The organism is Nocardia tengchongensis, from assembly GCF_054781395.1.
This window is the reverse complement of record NZ_BAAGUM010000004.1, coordinates 196,742-210,956: the sequence shown is the minus strand read 5'-3', so window position 1 is coordinate 210,956 and position 14,215 is coordinate 196,742. Positions and strand designations below refer to the sequence as shown.

Genomic DNA, 14,215 nt, shown 5'->3' with positions numbered 1-14,215 from the left:
TGGCTTGCGTGGGTGATCTAGCGGGGGACCGGCTGGGACATCTCGTTGCCGGAGACCCCCGGCGGTGCGGTGGCCCCGTTGTCGGGCACGTCGGGTCGGGGCGCGTTGGCCGAACCACGGACCTGCAGGGCCGGATTCGAGGTGACGCAGTAGTTGTAGAGCCGCACCCGGGAGTCGGCCTGCACGTCGGTCGGCACGACCGGGATGGTCTGGTAGTCGCAGCTGGGCCGCGGCCACGGATCGACCAGCGTGTTGTAGGCGCCGTCGTGCGCGGGCACGCCGAGCGCCTGGGACCCGGCGCGCAGGGCGGGGAAGAGCGCGGCGATGGCGGGCGCGCGCAGCTTGGCCGCCTTGGTGACCGCCACGAAATTGGTCACCAGATTGGTGATGGGGTCCTGGGTTTCGGTGATGAACCCGTTCAGCGCCGCCAGTTGACCGGGCCCCTGCTGGAGCAGCTTGCGCAATTCCTGGTCGGCGGAGGCGAACTGGTCGAACAGCACGCTCCCGGCCTTGGTCAGCGTGCCCAGATCGGGCTGCGCGTGCTGGGTGGTGTCGGCGATGACCTCGAGATTCTCGATGAGCTGCCGGGTCTGCGGCAGCAGATCGGTGAGTCCGGACATGGCCCGGCTCAGCCCGGAGATCATGTTGCGCAGTCGATCCGGGCCACCCGCGAGGGCCTTGTCCAGTTCGTCCACGATCACATTGAGCCGGTCGGGGTTCATGCCCCCGACCAGATCGCCGAGATTGCTGAACACCGACTGGATCTGCACGGGGACGCTGGTCCGCGCCCGCTCCACCAGTGACCCGTCGTGCAGGTACGGTCCGGTATCGGAGTCGGGCCGGAAGTCCAGATACTGTTCCCCGGCCGCGGACAGCCGCCCGATGGCCACGGTCCCGCCGATCGGAATCCGGGCGCTGTCGTCGATCTCGGCGACCGCCGCCACCCCGTCCCCGGCCACGTGCACGTCGCTGACCTTGCCGATCCGGCTGCCGCGGAAGGTGACGTCATTGCCGGGCAGCAGCCCGCCCGAGGACGTCAGCTCGACGGTCACCGAGTAGGTGTGCGGAATCGGGTTGAACCGCAGCACGTAGGCGCCGATATAGCCGGACCCGAGCACCAGCACCACGATCAACCCGAGATTGGCGATGGCGATGCGACGCCGCACCACCCACTGCCACAGTGGCGGATTCATCGATCCGCTCCCTGCTGCTGCGGCTCCGGCTGGGCGTCGGGGAGCCGTGGCGGGCTGGTGAGCCGCCCGAACACCTTGGCCAGCACCTGTTCCAGGCTGCCGATGAACTGCCCGGCGTCGCCGAGTTCGGGCCACCGGCTGCCGTGCGGATCGGTGAGCGCGCCGACGCTCAGATACGACACCGTCGCGGCCACCGCCAGCGCCGGACCCCGCAGACTGGCCGTCAGCGACGGGTAGATGGTGTGCAGCCCGTCCAGCGCCCCGGTCAGCTGATCGCTCTGCGCGAATCCGGACATGAGGGCCTGAATGCTGTTGAACAACCCCACGAAATCCCCGCCGGTGGTGGTGGCGAAGTCGCCGAGCGCGTCGGTGGTGGTGGCGACCTTGGCCAGCAGCTCCACGATCTGCTGATTGTTCTCGGTCAGCAGGCCGATCAACGCCGGGAAGGTGTCGGCGGCCGCCCCGAGTTGGGCCTTGCGCCGGGCCAATTCGCCCGAAAGATTGTTCAGCCCGCCCAGCACCGAGTCGATGTCGCCGGTGCGGGCGTTGAGCGCCGCGATGGCGGCGGTCAGCTCGGTGATCAGATGCGACAGTTCGGGTGCGCGGCCGGCGAACATCGAGTTCAGCTCGCCGGTGATCTTGGCGGCCTGATTGATGCCGCCGCCGTTGAGCAGCAGCGACACCGACATCATGAGCTGTTCCACCGAGGCGCCCGCCGCGGTGTGGTCGGTGCCGATGGTGTCCCCGTCGCGCAGCGGCTCCCCGGCCTCGGCGGCCGCGGGCAGCGTCATGGCCACGAACATGTCGCCGAGCGGGGTGGCCTGGCGAAGTTCGACAGTGGTGCCGCGAGGCAGCCGGATGTCCTCGCGGATCAGCATTCTCACGTCGGCCACGAAGTTCGTGGTCGCGATCTCGGTGACCACGCCGATATCGGTGCCGCCGATCTTGACGTGCGCGTGGTCGGGCAGGTTCAGCGCGTCGGCGAAGGCGGCGTGCACGGTGTAGCCGGGCGCGCCCAGGCCGGGTTTGGGCATGGGCAGGGTGTCCACGGTGACCGCGCACCCGGTGGCGGTCAGCAGCGTGGCGGCGGTCAGGACTCCGCCGAGAGTCGTTGTGCGCAGTCTCATTTCAGGTTCGTGATTCCCAGGAGGGCGGCGGTGAGGCCGAAGTCGGGGCCGAAGTCCTGCACCTTGCCGGTGCGGCAACCGTCCAGCCGCATCTGGACGCGCTCGCAGAACGTGGAGAGGATCTCCCCGTCGAGCAGCGACTTGTCCAGCAGGCCGTGCAGTCGCAGCGCCTGATGCTCGGTGCTGGTGGCATTGGCGAGGTTCTGGAACATGAGCGGCCCGACGTCCACGATCTCGGTGAGGCCGCGGGCATTGGCGCGCATCTGTTGGGTGATCGCCACGAAGCGGGTCAGCGCCCCGGCCAGCTGATCCTTGTTCTGCCCCACCAGGGTCGCGGTATTGGTGACGAAGTCGTCGAGCTGGCCGAGCACCGCCTCGATGCCGGGGGCCTGCTCGCTCATGAGGTTCACCAGTTCGGTGAGCCGGCCGCTGAAGTCGCGCACCGTCTGGTCGTTGGTGGCGATGACCTGGGTGATGTCATTGAGTTTGATGATGGTGTTGGAGATCTGGTCCTTGTTGGCGAAGGTCACCTCGAACGCGGCCGAGAGTGAGTCGAGGGTTTGGCGCAGCTTGTCGCCATTGCCGTTGAGCAGTGGGAACAGCACCCGGCTGGCCATCGGCCCGGTGGTGTTGTCGCCTTTGAGCGCATCGCCGAGCTGCGAGAAGGTGGCCAGGATCCGATCCAGCTCCACCGGAACCCTGGTGCGCTGCAACGGAATATAGGCGCCGTCGGTCAGGGTGGGGCCGTCGCCGGTGTACGCCGGAGCCAGCTCCACGTGACGATTCGTGATCAGTTGTGGATTCACCAGTGCCGCAACGGCATCGGCGGGAATCTTTACGTCCTGGTCCAGCGACATGGTGACCTGCACGTAACTGCCCTTGGGCGTGACGGTTTCGACGGTGCCGATCGGCACGCCGAGCACCGCCACCTCGTTGCCCGCGTACAACCCGGCCACGCTCTCGAAATCCGCGGTGATCTTCATTCGTGCCCCGAGATACTCCTTGGGCAGCGACCCGATCGAATCGGGCAGCAGCCCGCATGCCGAGGTGAGCAGCAGCGCCCCGCATACCGCGGCCAGCCGCAGTCGTCTCCGACGTGTCATCACTTGCACCCCTGCACGGCCTGCGCGAAGCACAGCCAGTTGTCCGGGAACAGCCACGGCGCGTACACGTTTCCGTACGGTCCGTCGCCGAGCACATTGTTGAACTGCCGCAAGGTCACCGGCATGATCTGATACAGCGCGGCCAGGTTGTTCTTGTTCTTGTCCAGCCCCTCCGACATGGTGTTCAGGTCGGTGATGAGCGGGCCGAGTTGGTTGTTGTTCTCCAGGCCCATCTGCTGCAACAGCTTCGACAGCGACGCCACGTTGTCGAGCAGCTGCTTCAGCAGCGACTGCCGCTGCTGCACCGCGCTGCCGATGGCCTCCCCGCGGGTCAGCAGCATCAGCACGCTGTTCTGGTTGTCCGAGGCCAGCTGCGAGACGGTGTCCATGCCCTTCAGCAGGGTGTCCACCTCGTCGCGGCGGTCGTTGATCACCTTGGCCAGCGCGCCCACACTGTCGAGGGCCTGCACGGTGAGTTCCGGTGAGGAGCCCATCTGCCGATCGACCAGATCCAGTGCGTTGCGCAGCTTCTGCGGGTCGAGCTTCTCGACGCGTTCGAAGGAGTTCTTGTACTGCGGATCCTGGATGACCTTGCCCAGGTTGTAGGGGACCGAGGTATGGTCGAGCTTGATCCGGTTCCCGGACAACGGCTTTCCGCTGCCGGGAGTCAGCTCCACGTGCAGGCGGCCCAGGATCGTGGACATCTTGATCGCCGCGCGCGCATCGTCGCCGAGCTCGATCTCGCGCTGCACCTTCATGTCCACCAGCACGTGGCCGTTGTTTAGCTTGACCGCACCGACCTGGCCGACCTCGATGCCCGACACGTCCACCGTCGCGCCCGGCCGCAGCCCGGCGGCTTGCGCGAACTCGGCGTGAATCGTCCGGTCGCCGACGTGCGCCTGCTCGATCAGCGTGGATCCGGCGAGCAGCGCCACCACGAACCCGGACGCGAACAGTCCCAGCCGCAGCGGCCGGTTGGCCAGGAACCCCGGGTAGCGAAGCCGCCTCATCGGCACACCTCCGAATGTGATTGGCCGCCGACCTGATTGAACAGACCGGGCGGGAGCAGCACGCCCCACAGCGAGACGTCCAGGCTGCACAGGTAGGCATTGCCGTACGCGCCGTAGCTGCTGAACCGCGCGATGCCATTGAGGACGTCGGGCAGTTCCACGGCCGCCTTGTCCAGTGACGCGCCATTGAGCAGCAGCAGCGCGACACCGGCGGAGGCGTCGGTCTGCGCGCGCGCCGCCCCGGGCTTCACCTGGGCGAGCACACCGACCAGCGAATCCGTCGCCGTCGCCACGCGTTCCACCGACGACTTCAGCGTGCTGCCCTGCGCGTACAGGGCATCGGTCAGCGCCCGCGCCTGCGTGATCAGCGTTTCGAGCTCGTTGCTGCGGTGGGCCAGGCCGGAGACGACACTGCTGAGATTGCCGACCACCTGGCCCAGGATTTCGTCGCGCTGCCCGAAGGTGCCGGCCAGCTGCGCGGCCTGGGTCACCAGGGCGCTCAGCGAGACGCCATTGCCCTGCAAGGCCTGAATCAGCGTCTCCGACAGCGAATTCACTTGGTCGGGTTGCAGCACGCTGAACAGCGGCTCGAAACCCGACAGCAGCGACGAGACGTCGAAGGACGGCTCGGTGCGCTCGATCGGGATCTGCCCGCCCACCGGCATCGGCGCACCGGCGTCCTTGCCCGGCATGAGCGCGATGTAGCGCTGGCCGATCAGGTTCTGGTAACGCACCAGCGCCTTGGTGGAGGTGGTGGGATGCTGATCGGCCTGGATGCGGAACTCGACCCGGGCGCGGTAGCCGTCGGCGAACTCGATCTTGTCGACCCGGCCGACCCGCACCCCCGCCATGCGGACGTCGTCACCGATCCGCAGACCCAGCACGTCGGAGAACACGGCCGAATAGTTGTGCGTGGAGCCGGGCACCGTGCGCTGCAGGGTCGACCACATCGTGTAGGTCAGCAGCACGGCGACGGCGGCGAAAAGACTGAAGCCCGCCAAGGACTTTCCGGATTTCACGACGCACCTCCCGCCTCGGCCGGCACCAGGGAACCGCCCGCCAGCAGCGGCGTGAGCAGCAGTATTTGCGCCGCGTCCGGCCGGTGACCGACCAAGGCCGCGATGGCGTCGGAACCGCGCAGTCCGGCGGGCTGTACCGCGGCCGGAGCCGGGTCGGTCGCCGCGGCCGGTGCGGTGAACCCGGGAATCGCCGGCATCCCCGGAATTGCCGGAAGCCCGGGAATGGCGGGCAGACTCGGCAGCCCGGGCACGGCCGGTGTGGTCGTCGTGACCGGAGCGGGTCCGGCGGCGCCGAGCCACTGCGGGATCTGCTGCTGCGGAAACTGTTGCGCCGGAGCGCTGTCCGGCACCGACGAGCCGCCACAACGCGGTCCGGCGAGCTCCCCGTAGCGCGGGCAGTCGGCCGCCGTGTACTGCTGGAACGGCGTGAACGTCACGTCCATCCGCCACACCATCTGCTTCTTGGGGCCGAATGTGAACGTGGACTGCAACCGCTGCAAGGCGGTGTTCAGGTTGGCGATGGCGAACGGGATGGCCTGCGGGTCCTGGGCCAGACTGCCGAAGAGCTGATTCAGGCCCGACACCAGGAACTTGCCGGAGTCGGGGTTGCGCGCGAAGAGCCCGTTCACCGTGTCCACCGCGCTGCCGCCGGTGCTCAGCAGGTTCATCAGCGCCGCCCGCTGCTCGGTGAGTGTGCGCGCGGTGGTCACCGACTTGGCCAGGGTTCCCACCAGATCCGGCGCGGACTGGCTCAACGCGGAAGCCGCACGGCCCAGATTGCCGAGCAGGTCCCCGACGCCCTCGATGCCGCGCACCTCGGTGACCCAGCGATCGAGCCGCTCGATCGTGGACCCGGGCACCCGCGCGGACGGATCCAGCGCCGCCGACAGCGTGGACAGCACCCGGCCCAGCTTCTCGGGCTGAATGTTGTTGAGTACCGTGCGCAGCACATTGAGGGTGCTCTGCAACTGGACGGTCGCGGCGCTGGTGTCCTCCGGGATGGTCGCGCCCGCACGCAACGTGTCCTTGGTCGGCGCGGTGTCGACCAGTTCGACCGCGGTGACCCCGAAGATATTGTTCGGGATCACCCGTGCGGCGACATTCGCCGGAATCGTGTTCGCCAACACCGGTTTCAGGGCGATGGCGGCCCGCTGCCGCTCACCCTTGGCCACCACGGTCACGTCCTCGACGCGACCGACGATCATGCCCCGGAACTTCACGTCGGCGTGGCCGGGCAATCCGTCGCCGGTGCTGGTGAGCACCGCGGTCACCGCCACCTTCTCCTCGAAGCGGCCGTTGTAGCGCAGCGCCAGCAGATACAGCAGCAGCGCCACGGTGGCGAGCAGGGCGAGTCCGGCCAGCGTGAGCTGCCGGGCCGTGGGGCCCCGCCCGCTGGGATCGAGAATCATCGAAACACCTATCCCGAGATGCGGAAGCCGGGGTCGATGCCCCAGATCGCAAGGGTCAGAAAGAGATTGACGAAGACCATGACGACGATGACCATCTTGATGGCCCGCCCGGCCGCCACCCCGACGCCTTCGGGCCCGCCGGTGGCGACGGAGCCGTAATAGCACTGGATGAACGTCGAGATCATCACGAAGACCATGACCTTGAGCAGTGACCAGAACACGTCCGGCCCCAGCAGGAACTGGAAGAAATAGTGGTCGTAGGTGCCGGCGGTGGTGCCGCCCAGGATCAGCACCGACAGTTTGGTCGCCAGATACGCCACCGCCAGACCCACGCTGTAGAGCGGGATGATGGTCAGCGTGGACGCGATCATGCGGGTGCTGATCAGGTACGGAAGCGGCCGGATGGCAATGGATTCCAGGGCGTCGATCTCCTCGGAGATGCGCATGGCCCCCAGTTGCGCGGTGAACCGGCACCCGGCCTGAATGGCGAAGGCCAGGGTCGCGATGATCGGCGCCAGCTCGCGCGTGGTGGCGAAACCCGAGATCGCGCCGGTGAGCGGGCTCATGGTGAGCAGGTTCAACGCGGTGAACGACTCCATGCCGACGGTGATGCCGCCGAACCCGCACAGCGCCACCACCACGCCGATGGTGCCGCCGCCCACCACCAGCGAGCCGTTGCCCCAGCCCACATCAGCGGTCAGGCGCAGCACCTCCTGCCGATAGTGCTCGAGCACGAACGGAATCGCGATCAGAGCCTGGAAGAAGGTGATGACCTGATGGCCCAGGCGCTGATTCGCCTGCACCGGCACCGCCACCGCGTTCGCGGCCATCCGCACCGGTCGGAGCGCCGGGGGAGTGTAGGAACTGCCCATCTCACACCACCTTCGATGGCAGCAGCGTGTTGTAGAGCTGGGTGAGCGCGATATTGGTGGCGAAGAGCATGAGCGCCGAACTCACCACCGCCGAATTCACCGCGTTCGCGACCCCGCCGGGACCGCCGTGCGCGTGCAAGCCGATATCGCAGGCGATGATCGCGGTCAGCAGTCCGAAGATGGCCGCCTTGAGCACCGCGATCACCAGATCGTCGGCCACCGCGAACGACGCGAACGAGCCGATGAACGAGCCCGGCGTCCCCTGCTGGGCGTAGACATTGAACATGTAAGCCGTTGCGAAGCCCACGAACACGATGAACCCGCACAGCAGCATGCTCACCAGCACCGCCGCCGCCAGCCGCGGCGCGACCAGCCGCCGCACCGGATCCACGCCCATCACCATCATGGCGTCGATCTCCTCGCGAATGGTGCGTGAGCCCAGATCGGCGGTGATGGCCGACCCGACCGCGCCCGCGATCATCAGCGAGGTGACCAGCGGAGCGCCCTGGCGGATGATGCCGAGCCCGGCCACCGCGCCGATGAACGTGGTCGCGCCGACCTGATTCACCAGCGCGCCCACCTGAATCGACACCACCACCGCGATCGGGATCGCCACCAGCACCGTGGGCGCGGCCGACACGCTGGTCATGAAGGCGCACTGCTTGATGAACTCGCGGTACGGGAACCGCCGCCGCAGGATCGACACCACCAGCTGACGCAGGGCGTCGCGACCCAGATCGACCTGCCGCCCCAGGGTTTCCAGGGACCGCTGCGGATGCTCGCGCCACAGGGTCCGCACGCTGCGGCCGATCCGCTCCAGCTCCGTCGGTTCCGCCGCGGTGGCGGGCTTTTCGAGTGTCGTCATCAGGCCATGTCCTCGAGGTAGCGCTGCAACAGCACCAGCAGGTACCCGGCCACCGTGACACCGGCCGCCGCGGTGCACAGCACGGCCGTCCAGAGGCCCACGCGCAGAACGGGATTGACTTTCGTTCGCCCACCGAGAATCTTGATCCCGATTACCAGGATGTCGATGAGCCAGACCAGCACCATCATTAGGTCATGCACACATTCGAGAAGGTGAGCACCGGCCAGCACACGATGGATCCGAGGAACGAGATGATCACATCGAGCCCGTGCATCTGCTTCAGATGCGAGGTGTGGGTGAGGGTCCACACCACCCCGATCAGCCCGTAGGGAATGCCGAGAATAATGAGCGTTCCGAGGAATTCGGACACCTTCATCTCGTAGCCGAGCAATCGATCCAAGCGTTTCAGCATGTTGCGAACGTCCTCTCACGTCCCCGCCCCGCGCCTCTGTGCACGAGCTGCCGCAGCGACGTATGTTACTCACGATTCTCGCGAAGGGAAGTGGATCGGCTGATCTTTCTCTGTGGTGAGATTGCGGAGGTGCACCGTCTCACGCGGTGCGAACGCGATAACCACCGGCCATCTAAGTTACTTATAATTCATCTCTTGAATTTGCCGGTGCGGTGCGGAATCCTCAGTAACATAGCCAGCGCCCCGGCGGCGGAAGGGGATCGCCGGGACTATCGGAGGTAATCCATGACCATCGCGGCAGCGCAGCCGACCGGCGGCGCCACCCTCACCCTCGAACAGACCCGCATCCACATACCCGGCGTGCACCGGGCCGACACCAAACGGCCGCCGAAACTCGAGGACGCACTGGACTTCTGGCAGTTCTCCGGCGCCGCGGCGAACGTCGCCATGCAGATGGCGCGACCGGGCGTCGGCCATGGCGTGGCCGACAGCAAGGTGGAATCCGGGGCGCTCATGGTGCATCCGTGGAAGCGGCTGCGCACCACCGCCTCCTACCTCGCGGTGGCAATCCTCGGCACACCCGAGGAGAAGGTCGCCTTCCGGGAGGCGGTCGATGTGGCGCACCGGCAGGTGAAGTCGGAGCCCGGCGCTGCGGTGCGCTACAACGCCTTCGACCGCCACCTGCAGATGTGGGTCGCCGCCTGCCTCTACATCGGCTTCGAGGACTCCTATCAGCTGCTCAACGGCAAGATGAACGCCGAACAGGCCGAGGCGTTCTACTCCACCTCCGCACCCCTGGGCACCACCCTGCAGGTCACCGAGGAGATGTGGCCCGCCACCCGCGCCGAATTCGACGAGTACTGGGTGCGGGCCTGTGAACAGGTGGCCGCCGACGAGAAGATCCGCGCCTTCATCGACGACCTGCTGCACCTGCGGATGATCCACTGGTACCTGCGGGTCGTCTTCGGCGGCCTGCTGCGCTTCCTCACCGTCGGCTACCTGCCCCCGTACTTTCGCGAGCAGTTGGGCGTGGAATGGACGGCCGCAGACCAACGCCGCTTCGAGCATCTGTTCCTGTTCGTCGGCTTCGTGAACCGCTTCATTCCCAAGTTCATTCGCACCATGGGCACCCGCAGCATGATGGCGAACGTGCGTCGCCGACTGCGGGTGCACAAGGCATTGATCTGACCGGCGGGCTCACGCCGAACCCTGGACCCGGCTCCGGTCGCCGATCATGCGGTGACCGGCCGGGACAGGTCGTAGACGGTGCTGCCGCCCACGGTGGTCGCGGTGAAGTGGGACTTCACCCAGGCGCCGATCCGAGAGCCGCTCGAATCGCCGTTCCCGCCCATGGCCATTCCGCCCTCGATGAAGTAGCCGACCTGACCGGTGGAGACGTAGGTCTGGAACTGCGCGAGGGTGGGGGAGTCGTCGCCACCGGTGAAGCCGCCGATCGCCATGACCGACTTGCCGGAGTTCAGGGCCAGGCCCGCGGCGGAACCCGATCCGAGGGTCGCGCCCGCCCAGCGGGCATCGCTCTGCTCGAGCAGGGCCACGAGCTCGGTATTGGTTCCGGACGTGAACGTCGGGCCGTGCTCGGCGCTCGGAGCGGCCGGAATCCCTTCGGGCGCTGAGCCGGTCGTGGCGCCCGGGGGCGCGGGATGCTCATCGTCCGCCCCGCCGGGAGCGCCGCCGGGCATGCCGCCCGGGCCGAAACTCTGGCTACTGGAAGGTCCGGAGAGCGGATTGCCGCCGCTGTGCGGCTGGGTCGCGGTCGCGACCGCCCAGGCGCTCGCGCCGCCCAGGCCGAACAGCACGCCCGCCATGGCCAGCACGACGGCGTAGCGGCGGGAGCCGCGGGTACCGGCGATGACGGCCAGTGCCACCAGGATCGAGCCGATCAGCACCGTCCAGCGCAGCCACGGCAGCCAGTCCGGGGTGCGGTTCAGCAGCACGAAGGCCCACGTGCCGGTGCCGGCGGCCATGACGGCCAGCGTCAGTCGCGCCGCGGGATGGGCGGTGCGCGACCACAATTCACGCACCGACAGCGCGACCAGCGCGCCGATCGCCGGAGCCAGGGCCACGGTGTAGTACGGGTGCACGATGCCGCCCATGTACGAGAACGTCACCGCGGTGACCAGCAGCCAGCCGCCCCACAGTACGAACGCCGCCCGGGTCCGGTCGGTGCGCGGTGCACGGCGAGTGAGCCAGAGCCCGGCGGCCAGCCCGATCAGTGCGGCGGGGAGCAGCCATGAGATCTCCGCGCCCATCTGCGTGTTGAAAAGCCTTGTGAGGCCGGATGATCCGCTGAACCCCGCGAATCCACTCATGCCCTCGGGAGCGTCGCCGCCGCCCGGGCCACCGGGGCCCATGTTGCCGCTGCCGCCGAGGATCCGGCCCAGCCCGTTGTAGCCGATCGCCAGCTGCCAGAGGCTGTTATCGGTGGAGCCGCCGATGAACGGGCGTGAATCCGCGGGCCACAACTCGACCAGAGCGATATACCACCCGGCCGACGCCACGACGGCGACACAGGCCAGAATCAGTGCCCAGATCCGCTGCCGCAGTGGGCTGTTCGCGGCGATCAGGAAAGCCGGCCCCAGTCCGGGCAGGATCAGGAACGCCTGCATCATCTTGGTCAGGAAGCCGAAGCCGACCGCCACACCCGCCAGCATCAGCCAACCGGTCGGCGCGGACCACACCCGGCCACCGGTGGCCTCGATGGCGCGGACCGTGCAGTAGGCGGCCGCGACGAGCAGCAGCACCAGCAGCGCGTCCGGATTGTCGAAACGGAAGATCAGCACCGCCACCGGCGTCAGTGCCGCGATCGCGCCGGCGAGCAGCCCGGCACCCGGCCCACTCAGCCGCCGCACGGTCGCCGCGAGCAGACCGACCGACGCGACACCCATGAGCGCCTGCGGCAACAACACCGACCACTGACTGAACCCGAGCAGCTTCCCGGACAGCCCCATCACCCACAGCGCCGCCGGTGGCTTGTCCACCGTGATGGCGTTCCCGGCGTCGAAGGACCCGAACAGCAACGCCTTCCAACTCTGCGACCCCGCCTGCGCCGCCGCCGAGTAGTACTCGTTGGCCCAGCCGGAATTCGTCAGATCCCACAGGTAGAGCACCGCGGTCACCGCCAGCAGCGCGAGCAGCCCCGGCCGCGCCCAGCGCGGCTGTCCGCTCGGACCGAAAACCATTCGCGCCAAGCGTGTTTCACCCTGCCCGACGTCCTCCCCGGCCAGCGGCTCCGCCGAGGCCACCTCCGGCGTCCGCACAGTCGATGTCATAGTCCGTCCCTTCGCTCACCGCGGCACCAGGATCGCGGCGCGGTCATCACAGCCGATCCTGTCGGCCGCGGCTCGGGGCGAATGGCGTGCGAACCTGGGAGTCCGCTGGCAACGCGGGGTGGACCCGCGGCCCTTCGCGCCCGGGCGACGGTGACGCCGTCGTGTCCGCGGATGAAGTGAGCGGACCTGCTGGTTCGGCGCGCGGCCGGACCCGGATTCTCGAGTTCACCAGAGGTTCGGCGGTTACCGTCGGTGCGGTTCGCGTGGCGACGCGACGGAAAGGAGATCGGCGTGGGCCGGCGACGAACTGTGCGGAGGTGGGTGCGTGCGTGATAGATCGGTCGCCGCACCGCCCGCCGGAGCCGGCGCGGGTCCTCGATTCCCGCGGCTGCGGCGGTGGACGCTGCGGACCCGGCTGCTGGTGTCGGTGCTGGTGATCGCCATCGCGGGGCTGACCGCGTTCGGGGTGCTCAGCCTCGCCATGCTGAGCCGCTCCGAACTGGCGCGGATCGACGGACAGTTGAACGGGGTCGCGCAGGACCTGGCCGTCGAGAGCCGTCCGCCCCCGCCGCCGCGGCCCGACGAACCGGTGAAGGGACTGCCCTCGACATTCCAGATCCTGTTCTTCGACAGCGCGGGCGTGCCGTCGGGGCAGCTCGGCGGCGTCGGCGGTGTCGAGTTGTCGTTACCCGCGATGGATCGGGCCGCGGTGGTGGCGCGTGGCACGCGGATCTTCGAGGTCGACGACGCGCACGGGTCCGCCTGGCGGGTCCGCACCGTGGCGCAGCCGCCCAGCCCGATGCAGCCGCAGGGTGCGACCGCGGCCGTCGTCATGCCGCTGGACGGCTACTACGCGACCGCGCGGGAACTGCGGACCATCGAATTGGTCGCGGGCGCCGGACTGGTGCTGGTGCTGGCCGGGGTGGCGGCCTGGCTGGTGCGGGTCGGGCTGCGGCCGCTGTCGCGGATCGAGTACACCGCCGAGGCCATCGCCGCGGGAGACCTCGATCGCCGCGTCGACTACACCGATGACCACACCGAGGTCGGGCGGCTGGGCAGCGCGTTCAACGTGATGCTCGAGCGGCTGTCGACGACCATGGGGCGGCTCGGGGAGTCCGAGTCGCGGATGCGGCTCTTCGTGGCCGACGCTTCGCACGAACTTCGCACACCGCTGACCTCGATCCGCGGCTACGCCGAGCTGTATCGGATGGGCGGCGCCAAGAATCCCTCCGAGGTCGCCACCATGATGGGCCGGATCGAGGGCGAGGCCGCGCGCATGGGGCTGCTCGTCGACGATCTGCTGTTGCTGGCCCGGCTCGACGAACAGCGGCCCCTGGATCTGACCGAGGTGGACCTGTCCGCCCTCGCGGGCGATGTGGTGCGGGACGCGCTGGCTCGGCAACCGGAAAGAATTGTCCGGCTGCACATTTCGGATGCGCCCGTGCGCGTGGTGGCCGATGAGCATCGGCTGCGGCAGGTGCTGACCAACCTGGTCGGCAACGGCCTGCTGCACACTCCCGCCACCGCCGAGATCGACGTCCGGGTCGGCGCGGGCACCGTGCCGACCCAGGCCAGGGTGGTCGCGGCGGCCGGGGCCGAGCTGCCGGTGGGTGGCCCGGCGGTGATCGCGGAGGTGTCCGACACGGGTCCCGGCATTCCGTTCGAGCAGGCCGGGAAGGTCTTCGACCGCTTCTATCGAATCGACGAATCACGTTCGCGCGCAGGTGGTTCAGGTCTCGGCCTGGCCATCGTGGCCGCTGTCCTGGCCGCGCACGGGGCGCGGATCGAACTGCTCACCGAATCCGGGACCGGCGCCCGCTTCCGGATCGTGTTCCCGATATCGGACACGCCCGGACCCGGCCCGGCTCGTTCACAGGAAACGCCCAGCTGACACCGAGCTTGCCCGGTGGTCGCC

Annotated in this window: 13 protein-coding genes; 2 read left to right on the top strand and 11 right to left on the bottom strand. The window is 68.3% G+C overall.

All coding sequences use genetic code 11. The annotated features are described in order from the left end of the window. Positions 1 to 17: 17 nt before the first annotated feature. The 10 genes from ACYVKL_RS06140 to ACYVKL_RS06095 are packed head-to-tail and all read right to left on the bottom strand — an operon-like array spanning position 18 to position 9,010. Positions 18 to 1,193, bottom strand: a complete 1,176-nt coding sequence (locus ACYVKL_RS06140) for an MCE family protein (protein WP_379169013.1) — start codon at positions 1,191 to 1,193, stop codon at positions 18 to 20. Continuing rightward, positions 1,190 to 2,320, bottom strand: a complete 1,131-nt coding sequence (locus tag ACYVKL_RS06135; protein ID WP_379169011.1) for an MCE family protein — start codon at positions 2,318 to 2,320, stop codon at positions 1,190 to 1,192. Before ACYVKL_RS06135 ends, ACYVKL_RS06140 begins: the two co-directional genes overlap by 4 nt. After that, a complete protein-coding gene (locus ACYVKL_RS06130) occupies positions 2,317 to 3,423 on the bottom strand; it encodes an MCE family protein (protein WP_379169009.1) in 1,107 nt (368 codons plus the stop codon). The genes ACYVKL_RS06135 and ACYVKL_RS06130 overlap by 4 nt, the downstream gene beginning before the upstream one ends. Continuing rightward, positions 3,423 to 4,433 (bottom strand): MlaD family protein, encoded by a 1,011-nt coding sequence (locus tag ACYVKL_RS06125; protein WP_379169007.1) that lies wholly within the window; start codon positions 4,431 to 4,433, stop codon positions 3,423 to 3,425. The genes ACYVKL_RS06130 and ACYVKL_RS06125 overlap by 1 nt, the downstream gene beginning before the upstream one ends. Continuing rightward, entirely contained in the window at positions 4,430 to 5,452 is a 1,023-nt protein-coding gene (locus ACYVKL_RS06120; protein ID WP_379169005.1) for an MCE family protein, read from the bottom strand. The genes ACYVKL_RS06125 and ACYVKL_RS06120 overlap by 4 nt, the downstream gene beginning before the upstream one ends. Then, positions 5,449 to 6,861: an MlaD family protein gene (locus ACYVKL_RS06115; protein WP_379169003.1), complete on the bottom strand. Its 1,413-nt coding sequence runs from the start codon at positions 6,859 to 6,861 to the stop codon at positions 5,449 to 5,451. The genes ACYVKL_RS06120 and ACYVKL_RS06115 overlap by 4 nt, the downstream gene beginning before the upstream one ends. An 8-nt stretch (positions 6,862 to 6,869) precedes the next feature. Further along, positions 6,870 to 7,733, bottom strand: coding sequence for an ABC transporter permease (locus tag ACYVKL_RS06110; protein WP_379169001.1), 864 nt, complete (start codon positions 7,731 to 7,733; stop codon positions 6,870 to 6,872). Position 7,734: 1 nt separating this feature from the next. Next, positions 7,735 to 8,598, bottom strand: a complete 864-nt coding sequence (locus tag ACYVKL_RS06105; protein WP_379168999.1) for an MlaE family ABC transporter permease — start codon at positions 8,596 to 8,598, stop codon at positions 7,735 to 7,737. After that, entirely contained in the window at positions 8,598 to 8,786 is a 189-nt protein-coding gene (locus ACYVKL_RS06100; RefSeq protein WP_379169848.1) for a hypothetical protein, read from the bottom strand. The genes ACYVKL_RS06105 and ACYVKL_RS06100 overlap by 1 nt, the downstream gene beginning before the upstream one ends. Beyond that, complete coding sequence (locus tag ACYVKL_RS06095; protein WP_357199661.1) at positions 8,786 to 9,010, bottom strand: hypothetical protein; 225 nt, start codon at positions 9,008 to 9,010, stop codon at positions 8,786 to 8,788. The genes ACYVKL_RS06100 and ACYVKL_RS06095 overlap by 1 nt, the downstream gene beginning before the upstream one ends. A 285-nt stretch (positions 9,011 to 9,295) precedes the next feature. Between ACYVKL_RS06095 and ACYVKL_RS06090 the strand changes: the two genes are divergently transcribed. Beyond that, a complete protein-coding gene (locus ACYVKL_RS06090; RefSeq protein WP_379168997.1) occupies positions 9,296 to 10,198 on the top strand; it encodes an oxygenase MpaB family protein in 903 nt (300 codons plus the stop codon). A gap of 44 nt (positions 10,199 to 10,242) precedes the next feature. Here ACYVKL_RS06090 and ACYVKL_RS06085 read toward each other — a convergent pair whose 3' ends face one another. Continuing rightward, positions 10,243 to 12,300, bottom strand: coding sequence for an ArnT family glycosyltransferase (locus ACYVKL_RS06085; protein ID WP_379168995.1), 2,058 nt, complete (start codon positions 12,298 to 12,300; stop codon positions 10,243 to 10,245). A gap of 325 nt (positions 12,301 to 12,625) precedes the next feature. Here ACYVKL_RS06085 and ACYVKL_RS06080 point away from each other — a divergent pair, with 325 nt between their 5' ends. After that, positions 12,626 to 14,191, top strand: a complete 1,566-nt coding sequence (locus tag ACYVKL_RS06080) for a sensor histidine kinase (protein WP_379168993.1) — start codon at positions 12,626 to 12,628, stop codon at positions 14,189 to 14,191. The last annotated feature ends 24 nt before the right edge of the window (positions 14,192 to 14,215 follow it).

Bases quoted from the DNA above. Each gene is read 5' to 3' on its own strand.
- ACYVKL_RS06105 (WP_379168999.1), bottom strand. From the start codon at position 8,598: ATGACGACACTCGAAAAGCCCGCCACCGCGGCGGAACCGACGGAGCTG.
- ACYVKL_RS06130 (WP_379169009.1), bottom strand. From the start codon at position 3,423: ATGACACGTCGGAGACGACTGCGGCTGGCCGCGGTATGCGGGGCGCTG.
- ACYVKL_RS06140 (WP_379169013.1), bottom strand. From the start codon at position 1,193: ATGAATCCGCCACTGTGGCAGTGGGTGGTGCGGCGTCGCATCGCCATC.
- ACYVKL_RS06100 (WP_379169848.1), bottom strand. From the start codon at position 8,786: ATGATGGTGCTGGTCTGGCTCATCGACATCCTGGTAATCGGGATCAAG.
- ACYVKL_RS06090 (WP_379168997.1), top strand. From the start codon at position 9,296: ATGACCATCGCGGCAGCGCAGCCGACCGGCGGCGCCACCCTCACCCTC.
- ACYVKL_RS06115 (WP_379169003.1), bottom strand. From the start codon at position 6,861: ATGATTCTCGATCCCAGCGGGCGGGGCCCCACGGCCCGGCAGCTCACG.
- ACYVKL_RS06110 (WP_379169001.1), bottom strand. From the start codon at position 7,733: ATGGGCAGTTCCTACACTCCCCCGGCGCTCCGACCGGTGCGGATGGCC.
- ACYVKL_RS06125 (WP_379169007.1), bottom strand. From the start codon at position 4,433: ATGAGGCGGCTTCGCTACCCGGGGTTCCTGGCCAACCGGCCGCTGCGG.
- ACYVKL_RS06135 (WP_379169011.1), bottom strand. From the start codon at position 2,320: ATGAGACTGCGCACAACGACTCTCGGCGGAGTCCTGACCGCCGCCACG.
- ACYVKL_RS06085 (WP_379168995.1), bottom strand. From the start codon at position 12,300: ATGACATCGACTGTGCGGACGCCGGAGGTGGCCTCGGCGGAGCCGCTG.
- ACYVKL_RS06095 (WP_357199661.1), bottom strand. From the start codon at position 9,010: ATGCTGAAACGCTTGGATCGATTGCTCGGCTACGAGATGAAGGTGTCC.